Here is a 13,932-nt window from a genome sequence, read left to right on the forward strand (position 1 = left end):
CCGCGACCGGCGGTCCCACCTGTGCCAAGGTAGGTACGTGCGACGCATCCTTCCGGGCCCCGCCGACGAGGTCGATCTCGCCCACGCCTACGCCTACCCCGAGCAGAGGTGGCTGCGGCTCAACATGGTCTCCGGCGCCGACGGGGGCGCCTGGCTCAAGGGCGTGTCCGAGGGGTTGTCCGGCAAGGGCGACCGGCGGGTGTTCGGCGTGCTGCGCGGCCTCGCCGACGTGGTGCTCGCCGGCGCCTCCACGGTGCGCACCGAGGCGTACGGACCGGCCCGCCCGCGCCCGTCCTGGCGCGAGCTGCGGGTCGGGCGCCCGGCGGCCCCGCCGATCGCGGTGATCACCCGGCGGCTCGACCTCGACCTCGCCGGACCGCTGTTCACCGAGGCCGAGCCGTACGCGCGCACCATCGTGATCACCACCGAGCGGGCGCCGCAGGACCGCCGCGACGAGGCCGCGCGGTACGCCGACGTGATCGTGGCCGGGGATGAGCGGGTCGACCTGCCCCTGGCCGTCGAGGCACTGCGCGAGCGCGGCCTCGGCCGCGTCCTGTGCGAGGGCGGGCCGCGGATCAACGGGCAGCTCGCCGCGGCAGGGCTGGTGGACGAGCTGTGCCTGACGATCAGCCCGCTGCTGACCGGGGGCGACGCCGCGCGCATCCTCAACGGACCCCCCGCCCACGTGCCGCTCCGCCTCGCCCAGGTGCTGGAGGAGGACGGCTACCTCTTCTGCCGGTACATCAGGGAGCAGCGATGAGTGGACTTCCCGGCGACCCGGCGCCCGCCGAGGCCGTGGCGGGCGCCGCCAAGAAGGGCGCGGCACCGTCTGAGCCGCCGCCGGAGATGGACCTCCCGGTCCCGCCGCCGGTGGCGCCGATGCTCGCCAAGGCGGTCAGGACGCTGCCCGCGCAGGACGGCACGCTGCTGTACGAGCCGAAGTGGGACGGGTTCCGGTGCATCGTGTTCCGGGACCGCGACACGGTGTACCTCGGCAGCCGCAACGAACGGCCGTTCAACCGCTACTTCCCCGAGATCGTCGAAGCCGTGCGGCGCGAGCTGCCCGAGCGCTGCGTGGTCGACGGCGAGATCGTGCTGCGGCAGGGCCAGATCCTCGACTTCGACGCCCTGCAGCAGCGCATCCATCCGGCGGCCTCCCGGGTGCGGCTGCTCGCCGAGCGGACGCCCGCCACGTTCGTCGCCTTCGACCTGCTCGCCCTGGGCGAGGAGAACCTGATGGAGACCCCGTTCGGGGAGCGTCGCGCCCGGCTCATCGAGGCGCTGGCCGGCGCGGGAGACCGGGTGCGGCTCACCCCGGTCACCGAAAGCGACGAGCGCGCCGGCGAGTGGTTCGAGATGTTCGAGGGCGCCGGGCTGGACGGCATCGTGGTCAAGCCCACCGACCGGCCGTACGAGCCCGACCGGCGCGCGATGCTCAAGGTCAAGCACGAGCGCACCGCCGACTGCGTCGTCGCGGGGTACCGCGAGCACAAGTCCGGGGCGATCGTCGGGTCGCTGCTGCTCGGCCTGTACGACTCGGCGGGGGTGCTGCACCACGTGGGGGTGTCGGCGGCCTTCCCGATGCAGCGCCGGGCCGAGTTGGTGCACGAGCTGCGGCCGTACGTCATGCCCGACCTGCGCGGGCATCCGTGGAGCTCGTGGGCCTCCCAGGACGAGTCGACCGCGCAGCGCATGCCGGGGGCGGTCTCGCGGTGGAGCGCGGGCAAGAACCTCTCCTTCGTCCCGCTCATGCCGAGGCTGGTGGTGGAGGTCGCCTACGACCACATGGAGGGCGACCGGTTCCGGCACACCGCGCGGTTCCGCCGCTGGCGCACCGACCGCACGCCCGAGTCGTGCACCTACGAGCAGCTCGAACGCCCGGTCGGCTACAACCTGGACGACATCCTCACCCGCTGACCCGGCGCGCCCGACCCGCCCCCGTCCCCCGTGCGGGGGCGGGTCAGGCGCGATGCCGCTCCAGGAAGGCCATGATCGCGTCGAGGGTCTGCGGGCCGTGCGGGGTCTCGAACAGCCACGACGCGTGCGCCGACTCGCCGGGGACCACGAGGAGCTCACGGCCCGGCAGGTGGGTCGCCGCGTCGTGGGCGGCCTTCATCCGGGTCGCCATCTGCCCGTCGTAGGCGGCGGTGACCTGCATCAGCGGCACCCGGAGCCGCGCGATCTCCGCTTCATAGGGTGAGCCGGCCATGTTCACCACCGCCGCCACCTTCTCCCCCAGCTCCAGCGCGGCGGTCACCGAGGCGCTGCCGCCCATCGAGCCGCCGACCAGGGCGATGCGCTCGACACCGCGCTCCTTGCGCAGCCGCCCGGCCATGTCCACGATGTTGTCCCAGGGGTCGGCCACCAGGTCGCGGGCGTAGAGCAGGACGCGGAACCCGGAGGAGACCAGCCGGTCGGCCAGCGGGCGCCAGGTGCACGCGTTGCCGCCGCGCTCGTAGGAGATCACGACGCCGACCGGGCCCTTGCCCATCACCACGCCGGGCAGCTTCTCCTTGCCGTAGGTGAAGATCTTCCCGTCGTCCTCGGTGTAGCACCCTGACAGGTTCGGCCCCTTGGGCACCGGCCGCGGTGAGGGCGACGCCAGGGACGGCGAGGGCGCGGGGGTGGCCGCCGGTGGGGAGGACGGCGCCCCGGACGCCGTCGTGGCGACGGTCGCGGCGCCGCCCGAGGCGCCCACCGCCGCCGTCCCGCCGCCGCACCCGCTCAGCACCAGCACCGCCACCAGCGCCGAAGCCGCCAGACCTATCGCCTGCATGTCCACCTCTCCCCTGGCCGCTATGTCAGAACTGACATAGCGCATGCTGCCGAACACTACACTCGGGGATCGATGCCATCAACACTCGGTTTCGCGATCCTCGCCGTACTGGCCAGGGGCGCGCGGACGGGCTACGAACTCACGGCGGTCATGGGCCGCCCAGTGGGGTACTTCTGGACCGCCCGGCACAGCCAGATCCACACCGACCTGCAGAAACTGCTGGCCGACGGCCTGGTGCGCTTCGAGGCCGAGCACGGCCCCGGGCCACAGGACAAGAAGGTCTACCACCTCACCCCCGAGGGCATGGCCGCCCTGCGCGCGTGGGTCACCGAGCCGCCCCGGGCCCGGCCCGAGCGCGACGAGCTGGTGCTGAAGACCTACGCCTCGTGGCTGGCCGACCCGGCCGAGGTGGCCGGGCTCTTCCGCGCCCAGCTCGCCCTGCACGAGGAGCGCATCGCCCAGTACGAGAGCCAGCAGGCGGACTTCGCCGAGACGCCCTCCCTTGGGGAGCCGTCCTTCGGCAACTACGCGGCGCTGTGGTGCGGTCTCAGCTACGAGCGCCACCGCGCCGACTGGTGCCGCTGGATGCTCGCCCGGCTCGACGCCACCCCCCGCGCCGACGGCCTCCGGGCCGAAGGCTCGTCAGAGGACCCACGGCGGGACACCGGCCACTGACGGCAGGCCGCCCCCTGCTCCTCCGCCACGGACCCGGCCCGGCGCAGCGGCGGTCGCGGGTGACGCCTGTCCGGTCCCGTCCACCTGCCGTCCCCGGCCCGGGGACGCGGCCGAGGTCAGCGGGCGGAGGTGAAGACGGCGTCCAGGGCGGGGATGCGGGCGCGGTACCCCTGGAGCAGGCGGCGGGCGGTCGAGACGGAGCCGACGAGGGGGTGGGTGGCGAACGCCTGGACCGCCAGGGACGGCGAGCCGGTGACCGCGGCCTCGATCGTGAGCCGCTCGACCGCCTTGACCTGCTGCACCAGGCCGAGGAACGGGCCGGGCAGCGGCGCCGCGGCGACCGGGCGCACGCCCGCGGCCTCCACGACGCAGGGCAGTTCGACCACCGCGTCGGGCGGCAGCCCGGGCAGCGCCGAGCCGTTGCGCACGTTGAGGATCATGGTCGTGCACCCGCCACGGGACAGGGTGGTCATGAGGGCGAGCGCGATGCCCTCGTACCCGCCCGCCGTCAGATCCTCCTCGTCACGCTCACCCGCCTGGGCGCTCTCGCGCGTCTCCGCCATGTACGACTCGTCGCGCTCGCGCCGGGCCCGCCGCCACTCGCGCAGCGCGTTCGCCGGGTCGCGGGTGACTGTCGCGTAGAACCGTTCCTGCTGCTCCAGCAAGGTCTCCCCCCGGGTGCGCCCGCCGCCGGTGATCGCGGCCAGTGCCTCCCTGCCGAAGTAGTAGTAGTACAGGTACTCGTTGGGCAGCGCGCCGAGCGTGCGCACCCAGTCGGCGCCGAACAGCCGTGCCTCCTCGACACCGGCGAGCGCCGCGTCGTCGGCGAGCAGACCCGGCAGCACGTCACGCCCCTCGTGCCACAGGCCGCGCAGCCAGCCCAGGTGGTTGAGCCCGGCGTAGTCGGGGACGACACGGGCGGGGTCCAGGCCGAGCGCGCGGGCGGCCCGCCGGACCAGGCCGACCGGCGAGTCGCAGATGCCCACCACGCGGTCGCCGAGCACGCGCCGCATCGCCTCGGTGATCATGCCCGCCGGGTTGGTGAAGTTGATCACCCAGGCGTCCGGCGCGAGCGCGGCGACGCGTTCGGCCACGTGCAGTGCGACCGGGACGGTACGCAGGCCGTAGGCGACGCCGCCGGGGCCGGTGGTCTCCTGGCCGAGGACGCCGAGGTCGAGGGCCACCCGCTCGTCGGCCGTGCGGGCTTCCGGCCCGCCGACCCTGATCGCCGAGAACACGAAGGCCGCCCCGCGCAGCGCCTCGTCCAGGTCGGTGGTGACGCGCACCCGCGGCGGCGCCTCGCGGCCCTCCGCGAGCTCCGCGAGCTCCGCGAGCCCGGCCAGAACATGGCGTACGACGGCCAGACGCTCCGCGGAGACGTCGTACAGCACGACCTCCTCCACGCGCGGCCGGCCGGTGTCGCCGAGCAGCGCCCCGTATACCAGGGGGACGCGGAAACCGCCGCCGCCGAGGATGGTCAACCTCATGCCCACTCCTCCCCCAGCGCGCGCGGCGGTGACCCCACGGATGCGGACCGGCCGGATGGTCATGGGGCGCGGGAGGCGCCGCGGCACGTCAGGATGGTACCAGTCGTCCGAGCACATGATCAGGAGACGATGCGCGCCGCCGGCGGCGGCCTTGCCACCGGTGACAAAAAATGCAAGAGTGCCACATCTTCGCAGGTCGAGGAGGCTTCGCCGTGTCACCCCAGGCATATGACCCACTAGCCGGCAAGCGCGGCCCGGACGGGCCGGAGTTCGACGTGTTCACCGCGGGCACCGTCTTCCTGGACATCGTCTTCACCGGGCTGCAGGCCATGCCCGCCGCGGGCACCGAGGTGTGGGCGGAGGGCATGGGGTCCTGCCCGGGTGGCATCGCCAACCTGGCCATCGCCTCCAGCCGGCTCGGCCTGCGCACCTCCATGGCGGCGGCGTTCGGCGACGACGACTACGCCGACTTCAACTGGCGCATCCTGTCGGAGCAGGAGTCGGTGGATCTGTCCCGGTCACGCCGGTTCCAGCGGTGGCACTCGCCGGTGACCGTCTCGGTGGCGGTCAACCGCGACCGGAGCATGGTCACCCACGGCCACCCGTCGCCGATGCCCATGACCCAGATGATCGGCCGTCCGCCCCGCTCCCGCGCGGTCATCGCGCCGCTGTCGCTGGAGGAGCCGCTCGGCGGCGACGGGTGCTCCTGGGCCGACCTCGCCCGCCAGGACGGCGCGCTGGTGTTCGCCGACGTCGGCTGGGACCCGTCGGAGACCTGGTCGGCCTCGCTGCTGGACCAGCTCGAGGTGTGCCACGCGTTCATGCCGAACGCCGTCGAGGCCATGGCCTACACCAACACCGACACCCCGCGCGAGGCGCTGTACGCGATCGCCGACCGGGTGCCGCTCGCGGTCGTCACCGACGGCGCCAACGGCGCGATGGCCATCGACTCGGCGACCGGCGAGGAGGCCTACGCCCCGGCGCTGCGGGTGACCGCGCTCGACCCGACGGGGGCGGGCGACGTCTTCGGCGCCGGGCTGGTGCTCGGCACGCTGTCGGACTGGCCGCTGGCCGACCGGCTGGCCTTCGCCGGGGTGTGCTCGGCCCTGGCCGTCCAGCAGTTCGGCGGCTCGCTGGCCGCGCCCGGCTGGGGCGACATCGCCGACTGGTGGCAGGACGTGCGGGCCGCGGCGGCCGGGGGGAACAGCGGCGCCTACATCGACTCGCTGGCCCGCCGGTACGCCTTCCTGGACCAGATCGTGCCGGACGTCCCGATGTGCGCGGTGCGGCGGGCGACCGCGACCATGTCCCGGCACGCCGACGTCGACGTGGCGGCGGGCGCCGCCAAGCCCGGCCATCCCACCCCGCTCGGCGGCTCCCCCGCCAAGGACCGCGGCTGACCCCCGCCCCGCGCGCCCGCCGTACCGTCCCGCATGCCGCACCACTCCCGGCCGTCACGGCATCCGCCACCAGCCCGGACGGTGCCGGGCAAAGGCCGCCGTCGGGGAGTCTTGGGCACCGCGTCGCACGGCTCCCGGCGAGGGCACCGGGGCGATGTGTCCCCGGGGTCAGTACTGTCAAGCCATACGTAATCCTTCCGATGCGCCGGAAGTCGGGAGGATCTACCGTCGCGGCGAACCGACGACAGGCAAGGTGAGCCCATGCGCGTGCCGAAACCGTTCTCCTCGCTCTCCGCGTTACCCGCCCTGCTGCTCTCCGCCCTCCTGGTCACCACGACGCACGCGGCGAGCCCCGCCGCGGCCTCGGCGGCCGCCGAGCCGGTGGACGTCGCCTACCAGCGGGCCTCGTTCCCGCAAGGCCAGGCCGAGGGGGTGGCCCCCGGCCCCGTCCTCGCCTTCGCCCACCCGGTGGGCACCACCACCTACACCGACGCCCTGGGCACCAAGACCTGGGAGTACGCCCGGTGGACCGGCAGGGAACGCCCGATCGGCTTCGCCGCCACCGAGGCCATCGCCTCGTGGAACGCCGACACCCCGGCCGGGAGCTGGCTGCAGGTCGAGATGCGGGGCCGCAACTCCGCAGGCCTGACCAAGTGGTACGTCCTCGGCCGCTGGGCCTACGGGGAGGGCGACATCGAGCGCACCTCGGTGCCCTCCCAGGGCGACGCGAACGGCTACGTCGCCGTCGACACCTTCGTCGCCGCGGACGGCCGGCCGATCACGGCCTACCAGTTGCGGGTCACCCTCTACCGCACGCCCGGCTCCCACGTGAGGCCCACGGTGCGCACGCTGGGCACGATGGCCTCCGACGCGCCGGACCGGGAGACCGTGCCGGTCAGCCCCGGCGGCGCCGCCTGGGGTGTGGAGCTGAAGGTGCCGCGCCGCTCGCAGAACGTCCACGCGGGCCACTATCCCGAGTGGGACGGCGGCGGAGAGGCCTGGTGCAGCCCCACCTCCACCACGATGGTCCTCGGCTACTGGGGCAGATGGCCGAGCGCCCGGGACACCGCGTGGGTCGATCCCGCCGATCCGGACCCGGAGGTGGACTACGCGGCCCGGTACACCTACGACCACGACTACGAGGGCGCCGGCAACTGGCCGTTCAACACGGCCTACGCCGGGCGGTACGGCATGGAGGGCTTCGTCACCCGGCTGCGGTCGCTGACCGAGATGGAGCGCCTGATCGCCGCGGGCATCCCGGTGGTGACCTCGCAGTCGTTCAAGAAGGAGGAGCTGCCCGGCGCGGGCTACGGCACCAACGGGCACCTCATGGTGATCATCGGCTTCACCGCCACCGGCGACGTCATCGCCAACGACCCGGCCTCGCCGGACAACGACGCGGTACGCCGCGTCTACCCGCGGGCGAACTTCGAGAACGTCTGGCTGCGCGGCTCCAGCAGCCGCGGCATCGTCTACGTCATCCACCCGCCGAACCGGCCACTGCCACCGGCCACCCCGGGCCTGCCCGCCAACTGGTGACCAGCGGCGGCCCGGTGCACGGTCACGGGCCGGCCGGGCGGGCCCGGCGGGGACCATTCCGGCATCTGGCCTGACGCGGCCGCTCCGTCCTGCCCGGGCGGAGCGGCCGTGCGGGACGGGTCAGGACCGGGCGAGGGCCTTCTCGATGGCCTCGACGACCTCGTCGGCCTCGGGCTCGGTGCGGGTACGGAACCGGGCGACGATGTTGCCGTCGCGGTCGAGGAGGAACTTCTCGAAGTTCCACTGGACGTCGCCCGCGTCGCCGGCGGCGTCCGGGGCCTGGGTCAGGGCCGTGTACAGCGGGTGGCGGCCTTCGCCGTTGACGTCGAGCTTCGCAAGGAGCGGGAAGTCCACGCCGTAGGTCGTGACGCAGAACTCCTTGATCTGCTCGGCCGTCCCGGGCTCCTGGCCGCCGAACTGGTTGCAGGGCGCGCCGACGACCGTGAAACCACGCTCGCCGTAGCGCTGCTGAAGCCGGACGAGGCCGGCGTACTGGGGGGTCATACCGCACCTGGAGGCCACGTTGACCACCAGGGTCACGGCGTCACCGGTCAGTTCTGCCAGCGTGGTGGGCGCGTCGTCCAGCGTGCGCACCGGAACATCACGAACACTCATCCCGCAACCCTAGATCACCAAGCCACAACGCCCAAGAGCCATGCCGGTGTGCGGAAGGCCGGACGATGCCCCGAGGCGATCGGTGGGTCGCGAGCGGGACCGGCTCGGCGAATCGCCCGCGGTCGAACCACGCCGTGCGCTCGCGCTCCCACCCGTGCGGTACGCAGGTGCCCTCACCGGCGCTCGGTCAGCCCGGGTCGGTCTCCGGGGTGGAGGGGCGGGCCTTGCTGGGCTGCACCCGGGGCGGCTCGCCGGGCATCTTGGGGTAGTTCGGCGGGTAGGGCATGTCGCCGCGTTCGTCCTTGGCGTACCACTCCAGCAGCGGCTCGATGGAGAAGGCCTGGTCGTCGATCTCGCCGTGCACGTCGCCCAGCTCGGCGAAGCGGCGCGGGACGGTGCGGATGTCGAAGTCGCGAGGGTCGGCGTCGGCCAGTTCGTCCCAGGTGAGCGGGGTGGAGACCGGGGCGTGCGGCCGGGCCCGCACGGAGTAGGCGCTGGCGATGGTGCGGTCGCGGGCGTTCTGGTTGTAGTCGATGAAGACCTTCTCGCCGCGCTCCTCCTTCCACCAGGCGGTGGTGGCGAGGCTGGGACGGCGGCGCTCGATCTCGCGGGCGAGGGCGATGGCGCTGCGCCGCACCTCGGTGAACGACCAGCGGGGCTCGATGCGGACGTTGATGTGGATGCCGCGCGTGCCGGAGGTCTTCGGGAAGCCGCGCATGCCGAGCTCGCCGAGCACCTCGCGCACGGCGAAGGCGATCGCGCGGGCGTCGTCGAAGCCGGTGCCGGGTTGCGGGTCGAGATCGATGCGCAGCTCGTCGGGATGCTCGACGTCGTCGGCCCGGGTGGGCCAGGGATGGAAGTCGATCGTGCCCAGGTTGGCGCAGTAGGCGATGGCCGCCACCTCGGTCACCCGCAGGGCGTCGGCGCTGCGGCCGCTCGGGAAGCGGACGGTGACCGTGCGCAGCCAGTCGGGGTGCCGGGGCGGGATCCGCTTCTGGTAGATCGCCTCGGAGAGCACGCCGTCGGGGTGGCGTTTGAGGTAGGTGGGCCGGTCTCTGAGCGCACGCAGAGCGCCCTCGCCGACCGACACGTAGTATTCGACCAGCTCGCGCTTGGTGGCACCGATGGCGGGAAAGTAGATCTTGTCAGGGTTGGTGACCTTGACGACCCGGGTTCCGACGGTGAGCTCGATGAACGGCGACGCCATGCCTCCGACCGTACCCGCGGCCACCGACAGGAACCGGACCGGACAAAACCCGTCGCACGACCGTCCGCGCCCGCTCACCGTGCCGGGACTCCGCCGGAGCACGGCGCGAGCAGGCCGGACGCCGGCCCTCCGGACCGGCCGGCGCGCCTGTTCCCGCCCGGACGCCGGGCACCTGATCGCGAACGCACGGCGTGCTTCTTACGGGGTGGTGACCAAGCGGCCGTATGCCATTACCCTCGCCGGCGCCCGCATAGGCTTGAGGCATGGAAAAGGTGGTCAAGAGCGAGGCCGAGTGGCGCGTCCAGTTGTCCCCCGAGGAGTTCCACGTACTCCGCAAGGCGGGCACCGAGCGCCCGTGGACCGGTGAGTACGTCGACACCAAGGTCGAGGGGGTCTACTCCTGCCGCGCCTGCGGGGCCGAGCTGTTCCGGTCCGATACGAAGTTCGAGTCACACTGCGGCTGGCCGTCGTTCTACGCACCGTCGGACTCCGACGCGGTCACCCTGATCGAGGACCACTCGCTGGGCATGTCGCGCGTCGAGGTCCGCTGCGCCCGCTGCGACTCCCATCTCGGGCACGTCTTCCACGGTGAGGGCTACCCGACGCCGACCGACGACCGTTACTGCATCAACTCGGTCTCTCTTCGCCTGGTCCCCGCCGGCTCCTGACCGCGCGGGTCGTGGCCCGTCAGCCTGCGGTGTGACGCAAAGCGCATGAAAGGTGACGCCCTGCGCGTGTTCATGCTCCGGCCGGGTAAGTACAGCACGGGCCCCCGTCTCCGCGGGGGCCCGGCCCTTGCGTCCCGTGCGGGAGCCGCATGCTGCACCTACGGCACAGGTGGGAGACCATCGAGACCATCGGACGGGTGGTCACGCAGCGCTGCGCGGTCTGCGGCAGGACCCGGGTGCGCGTTCTCCGGTCGCCGTCCCCTCCGAGCGACCTGTCGGGTCACGCCCGGCCGCCGCGGGCCGGCCCTGTCTCCTTCCGCGCTCTGGCGGCGCCGGGTGGCCGTGCGCCGGCCCTGGCGGCCGCCGCCTGAGCCGCCCGCCCTCCCACCCTTCCGCGCCTGAACGGAGAGCGGGCTAGCGCGGCTTGGGAGCGGTGAGGCGGCATGACCTGTCGCCGCCACCGATGATGTTGGCCAGCACCGGGTTGCCGTTCTGGCCGTACTCCGCCTGGACGAACACCACCGGATCGGCGTCCCCGACCTCCTGCGCGAGGTATTCCATGCCTCGCTTGCACAGGTCGAGGGCCGATTTGGAGTTGTGCGCGGACTCGGGGAGGTCGGTATAGATGCGGAGGTACTTGCCGACGGTGCGGATGTCGGTGATCCGCTTGACCGCCTTGTCCTTCTCCCAGCGCCGCTTGAAGTAGGTCATCGCCGACGCGTCGGTGTGCTTGGACGGCCCCGACGCGGTCTTGTCCGGGTCGCGGGCCTTCTTGGCCTTGGCGCCGGCCGCCTTGGCCCCCGCGCCGCCCTCCCCTGTGGCTCCGGCGCCGGCGCCGTCCCACACGGGCGGCGCGAACGGCGCCGGCATCGCCGCCGGCGGCGCCTGCGGCGCTCCCTGCGCGGCCAGGCCGTCGTCCGGCCGCAGGAAGACCACGCCGGCCGCCAGGCCCACCACCGTGACGGCGGCCAGCGCCGTGCAGCTTTCGAGTACGACTCTGCTCCGGGGCTTGCGCCGCCGGTGCCCCCCTCGCCTGGACCGTGCCAGACTCTTGCCCCTGTTCACCCTCTGCCTCACTTCGACACGGGAATCCTCCCGAGTATGCCAAAGATCGGAGTCTGGCGAGGGTTGTTGGCTTGAAATCGCTTTTGAAGCTTACTGAGCCTTACGAGAGTCTTGAGCGACGCATGCCGGGTTTGTCGGGACGGCCGCGCCGCCGCCGACGACAGCGGCGGCGGGCGTCACGGCAGGGCGGCGACCAGCTCCTCCAGCGGCTTGCGGGTGCCGGTGTAGAAGGGGACCTCCAGGCGGGTGTGCCTGCGAGCCTCTGCGGCGCGCAGGTCACGCATCAGGTCGACGATGCGGTGCAGCTCGTCGGCCTCGAACGCGAGGATCCACTCGTAGTCGTTGAGCGAGAACGAGGCCACCGTGTTGGCGCGGACGTCGGGGTAGCCGCGGGCGAGCATGCCGTGCTCGGCCAGCATCCTGCGGCGCTCGCCGTCCTCCAGGAGGTACCACTCCAGAGAGCGCACGAACGGGTAGACGCTGACGTAGCCGCGCGGCTCCTCCTCCGCCAGGAACGCGGGGATGTGCGACTTGTTGAACTCGGCGGGACGGTGCACGGCCATGACCGACCACACCGGCTCGCTCGCCCGGCCCAGGGCGGTGCGGCGGAACCGGCCGTAGACCTCCTGCAGGTCCTCCGGGGAGGGCGCGTGCCACCAGAACATGTAGTCGGCGTCGGCGCGGTAGCCGGCGACCTCGTACGCGCCCCGGGTCACCACGTCCTTCTCGGCGGCCTGGGACAGGACGGCCTCCGCCTCGTGCACGAGGTCGCGGCGCTCCGCGGGCAGCGCCTCGCGCACCCGGAAGACCGACCACATGGTGTAACGGATCACGTTGTTGAGGTCGCGTGCCTTCGGCCGCGCCTTCTCCTCGCTCACAGCTCGCTCGCTTTCGTCGAATCTCGCATCCGGCCGGCGGCGCACCCCGCTCAGCGGGCGCCGGCCGCGCGCCGGTCCTCCCGCCATTCTCCCCCGCCCTCGTCGCGCAGGTGCGAGAGCACCGCGGTCGCGGCCGACCGCGCGGAGGCCACGCACGCCGGGATGCCCACCCCGTCGTAGGCCGCGCCGCACACGGCGAGGCCGGGCTGGACGGCGACGGCGGCCCGTACGCGGGCGACGCGGTCCAGATGGCCCACCTCGTACTGCGGCAGCGCCCCGCCCCAGCGGGTCACCCGGCTGTCCAGGGGCAGGCCCCGCGCCCCGGCGACCTCGGCCATCTCGGCCATCGCCAGCGCGACCAGCTCGTCGTCGCCGCGCTGGAGGACGGCCTCCTCCCCCAGCCGCCCGATCGAGCAGCGCAGCACCAGGACCCCGGGGTCGGCCTCGGCCAGGTGGGGCCACTTCACCCCGCTGTAGGTCACCGCCTTGACGGCCCGGCCCTCGACCGGCGGCACGAGGTAGCCACTGCCGGAGGGCTGCTCGGGGAACGCCGTGCGGGGGTAGGCCAGCGTGATGATCGCCATGCTCGCGTACTCGACGCGGGACAGCTCGGCGGCGGCCTTGGGCACCTCGCCGGACAGCAGCCGGGCGGCCGCGGGCGCGGGCACGGCGAGGATCACCGCGTCGGCCTCGATCGTCTCGGGGTCGCGGGTGGGCCCGGTCACCAGGCGCCACCCGCCGGGCGTGCGGCTGAGCTCGCGCACCATGACGCCGGTGCGCACCTCGGCGCCGGAGGCGGCGGCGACCCTCTCGGGCAGGCTGCCCATGCCGCCCTTGAGCGTGGTGAACACCGGGCCGGCGTCCTTGGGGGCCTTCTCGGCGATGGCCCGCGCGGCCTGGAGCAGCGACCGCTCGGTGCGGGCGGCGGTCGCCACGGCGGGCATGGTGGCGTCCAGGGACAGCATCTCGGCGCGGCCCGCGTAGACGCCGCCGAGGAGCGGCTCGACCAGCCGGTCGAGGACCTCGCCGCCCATGCGCGCGCGGATGTAGGCCGCGACCGAGACGTCCGAGGTGATCAGCGTGGCGGGCAGGATCTGGTCGAAGGGCACCCGGGCGAGCCCCGCGGGCGACAGCACCCCGGAACGCACCAGCTCGGTGAGATCGGTGGGAACGCCCATGACCTGCCCCTTGGGCATCGGGCGCAGCGCCCCTCTGCTGTACACCGACGCGCCGACCGGAGCGGGGTGGACCAGCTCGTCCGCCGCCCCTGCGGCGCGGGCCAGCTCCTTGCCCTCGGGGCGCCGCGCCAGCATGGCCTCGGCGCCCTCGTCCACCGGGACGCCGGCGACCTGCGAGACGCGCAGCTTACCGCCGATGCGCGGGGCGCCTTCGAGCACGGTCACCCTGAGGCCCGGCGCCTCATGGCGGAGATGCCACGCCGCGGCCAGGCCGGCGATGCCCGCGCCGACGACCACGACGTGCCGCCGAGTAGCTTCCATGCCCCCAGACGTTACCTGCCGCCCTGCTCGGTCCGCGCGACGGCCACGGGCACGCCGCGGACCCGGTAGGCAGGGGCGGGACGAGGTGGCGCGGGACAGGCCCGGGGCGGGAGGGGAGCGAGT

General features: G+C 73.4%; 13 protein-coding genes. 6 read left to right on the plus strand and 7 right to left on the minus strand.

Features of this window, described 5'->3' with window-relative positions; all coding sequences use genetic code 11:
• Nucleotides 1-37 precede the first annotated feature (37 nt).
• Nucleotides 38-760, plus strand: coding sequence for a pyrimidine reductase family protein (locus IEY93_RS06850; protein WP_189162113.1), 723 nt, complete (start codon nucleotides 38-40; stop codon nucleotides 758-760).
• Entirely contained in the window at nucleotides 757-1,917 is a 1,161-nt protein-coding gene (locus tag IEY93_RS06855; protein ID WP_229690922.1) for an ATP-dependent DNA ligase, read from the plus strand. Before IEY93_RS06850 ends, IEY93_RS06855 begins: the two co-directional genes overlap by 4 nt.
• Nucleotides 1,918-1,960: 43 nt before the next feature.
• Here IEY93_RS06855 and IEY93_RS06860 read toward each other — a convergent pair whose 3' ends face one another.
• The gene (locus IEY93_RS06860) at nucleotides 1,961-2,776 is read right to left on the minus strand and encodes an alpha/beta fold hydrolase (protein ID WP_203967925.1); all 816 of its coding nucleotides are present in this window, start codon (nucleotides 2,774-2,776) and stop codon (nucleotides 1,961-1,963) included.
• 72 nt (nucleotides 2,777-2,848) lie between these two features.
• Here IEY93_RS06860 and IEY93_RS06865 point away from each other — a divergent pair, with 72 nt between their 5' ends.
• On the plus strand, nucleotides 2,849-3,451 hold the full coding sequence (locus IEY93_RS06865; protein ID WP_189162115.1) for a PadR family transcriptional regulator: 603 nt from the start codon (nucleotides 2,849-2,851) through the stop codon (nucleotides 3,449-3,451).
• A gap of 116 nt (nucleotides 3,452-3,567) precedes the next feature.
• Here the strand turns inward: IEY93_RS06865 and IEY93_RS06870 are convergent, their stop codons facing one another.
• The gene (locus tag IEY93_RS06870) at nucleotides 3,568-4,938 is read right to left on the minus strand and encodes a 6-phospho-beta-glucosidase (protein ID WP_189162116.1); all 1,371 of its coding nucleotides are present in this window, start codon (nucleotides 4,936-4,938) and stop codon (nucleotides 3,568-3,570) included.
• Nucleotides 4,939-5,150: 212 nt separating this feature from the next.
• On the opposite strand from IEY93_RS06870, the gene IEY93_RS06875 reads away from it, so the two are divergent.
• Both IEY93_RS06875 and IEY93_RS06880 read left to right on the plus strand, forming a co-directional pair.
• Nucleotides 5,151-6,338, plus strand: coding sequence for a carbohydrate kinase family protein (locus IEY93_RS06875; RefSeq protein WP_229690923.1), 1,188 nt, complete (start codon nucleotides 5,151-5,153; stop codon nucleotides 6,336-6,338).
• Between the two features lie 261 nt (nucleotides 6,339-6,599).
• Nucleotides 6,600-7,877 carry a C39 family peptidase gene (locus tag IEY93_RS06880; protein WP_189162118.1) on the plus strand — a complete coding sequence of 426 codons (1,278 nt, stop codon included), beginning with the start codon at nucleotides 6,600-6,602 and terminating at the stop codon, nucleotides 7,875-7,877.
• Between the two features lie 120 nt (nucleotides 7,878-7,997).
• Here IEY93_RS06880 and IEY93_RS06885 read toward each other — a convergent pair whose 3' ends face one another.
• Both IEY93_RS06885 and ligD read right to left on the minus strand, forming a co-directional pair.
• A complete protein-coding gene (locus IEY93_RS06885; RefSeq protein ID WP_189162119.1) occupies nucleotides 7,998-8,492 on the minus strand; it encodes a glutathione peroxidase in 495 nt (164 codons plus the stop codon).
• A 187-nt stretch (nucleotides 8,493-8,679) separates the two neighbouring features.
• Nucleotides 8,680-9,699: a non-homologous end-joining DNA ligase gene (ligD, locus tag IEY93_RS06890; RefSeq protein WP_189162120.1), complete on the minus strand. Its 1,020-nt coding sequence runs from the start codon at nucleotides 9,697-9,699 to the stop codon at nucleotides 8,680-8,682.
• Between the two features lie 263 nt (nucleotides 9,700-9,962).
• Between ligD and msrB the strand changes: the two genes are divergently transcribed.
• Nucleotides 9,963-10,367 (plus strand): peptide-methionine (R)-S-oxide reductase MsrB, encoded by a 405-nt coding sequence (gene msrB / locus IEY93_RS06895; RefSeq protein ID WP_189162121.1) that lies wholly within the window; start codon nucleotides 9,963-9,965, stop codon nucleotides 10,365-10,367.
• Nucleotides 10,368-10,781: 414 nt separating this feature from the next.
• On the opposite strand, the gene IEY93_RS06900 is transcribed toward msrB, so the two are convergent.
• The 3 genes from IEY93_RS06900 to hemG form a co-directional block, all read right to left on the minus strand.
• Nucleotides 10,782-11,432, minus strand: a complete 651-nt coding sequence (locus tag IEY93_RS06900) for a hypothetical protein (RefSeq protein ID WP_189162122.1) — start codon at nucleotides 11,430-11,432, stop codon at nucleotides 10,782-10,784.
• A 176-nt stretch (nucleotides 11,433-11,608) separates the two neighbouring features.
• Nucleotides 11,609-12,310: a hydrogen peroxide-dependent heme synthase gene (gene hemQ / locus IEY93_RS06905; protein ID WP_372444389.1), complete on the minus strand. Its 702-nt coding sequence runs from the start codon at nucleotides 12,308-12,310 to the stop codon at nucleotides 11,609-11,611.
• Between the two features lie 50 nt (nucleotides 12,311-12,360).
• Entirely contained in the window at nucleotides 12,361-13,809 is a 1,449-nt protein-coding gene (hemG, locus tag IEY93_RS06910; protein ID WP_189162124.1) for a protoporphyrinogen oxidase, read from the minus strand.
• Between the last annotated feature and the right edge of the window lie 123 nt (nucleotides 13,810-13,932).

The sequence above is a fragment of the Sphaerisporangium melleum genome, from assembly GCF_014646695.1.
Classification (GTDB): Bacteria; Actinomycetota; Actinomycetes; order Streptosporangiales; family Streptosporangiaceae; genus Sphaerisporangium; species Sphaerisporangium melleum.

Bases quoted from the DNA above. Each gene is read 5' to 3' on its own strand.
- IEY93_RS06865 (WP_189162115.1), top strand. From the start codon at position 2,849: ATGCCATCAACACTCGGTTTCGCGATCCTCGCCGTACTGGCCAGGGGC.
- msrB (WP_189162121.1), top strand. From the start codon at position 9,963: ATGGAAAAGGTGGTCAAGAGCGAGGCCGAGTGGCGCGTCCAGTTGTCC.
- IEY93_RS06880 (WP_189162118.1), top strand. From the start codon at position 6,600: ATGCGCGTGCCGAAACCGTTCTCCTCGCTCTCCGCGTTACCCGCCCTG.
- hemG (WP_189162124.1), bottom strand. From the start codon at position 13,809: ATGGAAGCTACTCGGCGGCACGTCGTGGTCGTCGGCGCGGGCATCGCC.
- IEY93_RS06870 (WP_189162116.1), bottom strand. From the start codon at position 4,938: ATGAGGTTGACCATCCTCGGCGGCGGCGGTTTCCGCGTCCCCCTGGTA.
- IEY93_RS06885 (WP_189162119.1), bottom strand. From the start codon at position 8,492: ATGAGTGTTCGTGATGTTCCGGTGCGCACGCTGGACGACGCGCCCACC.
- ligD (WP_189162120.1), bottom strand. From the start codon at position 9,699: ATGGCGTCGCCGTTCATCGAGCTCACCGTCGGAACCCGGGTCGTCAAG.
- IEY93_RS06860 (WP_203967925.1), bottom strand. From the start codon at position 2,776: ATGCAGGCGATAGGTCTGGCGGCTTCGGCGCTGGTGGCGGTGCTGGTG.
- IEY93_RS06855 (WP_229690922.1), top strand. From the start codon at position 757: ATGAGTGGACTTCCCGGCGACCCGGCGCCCGCCGAGGCCGTGGCGGGC.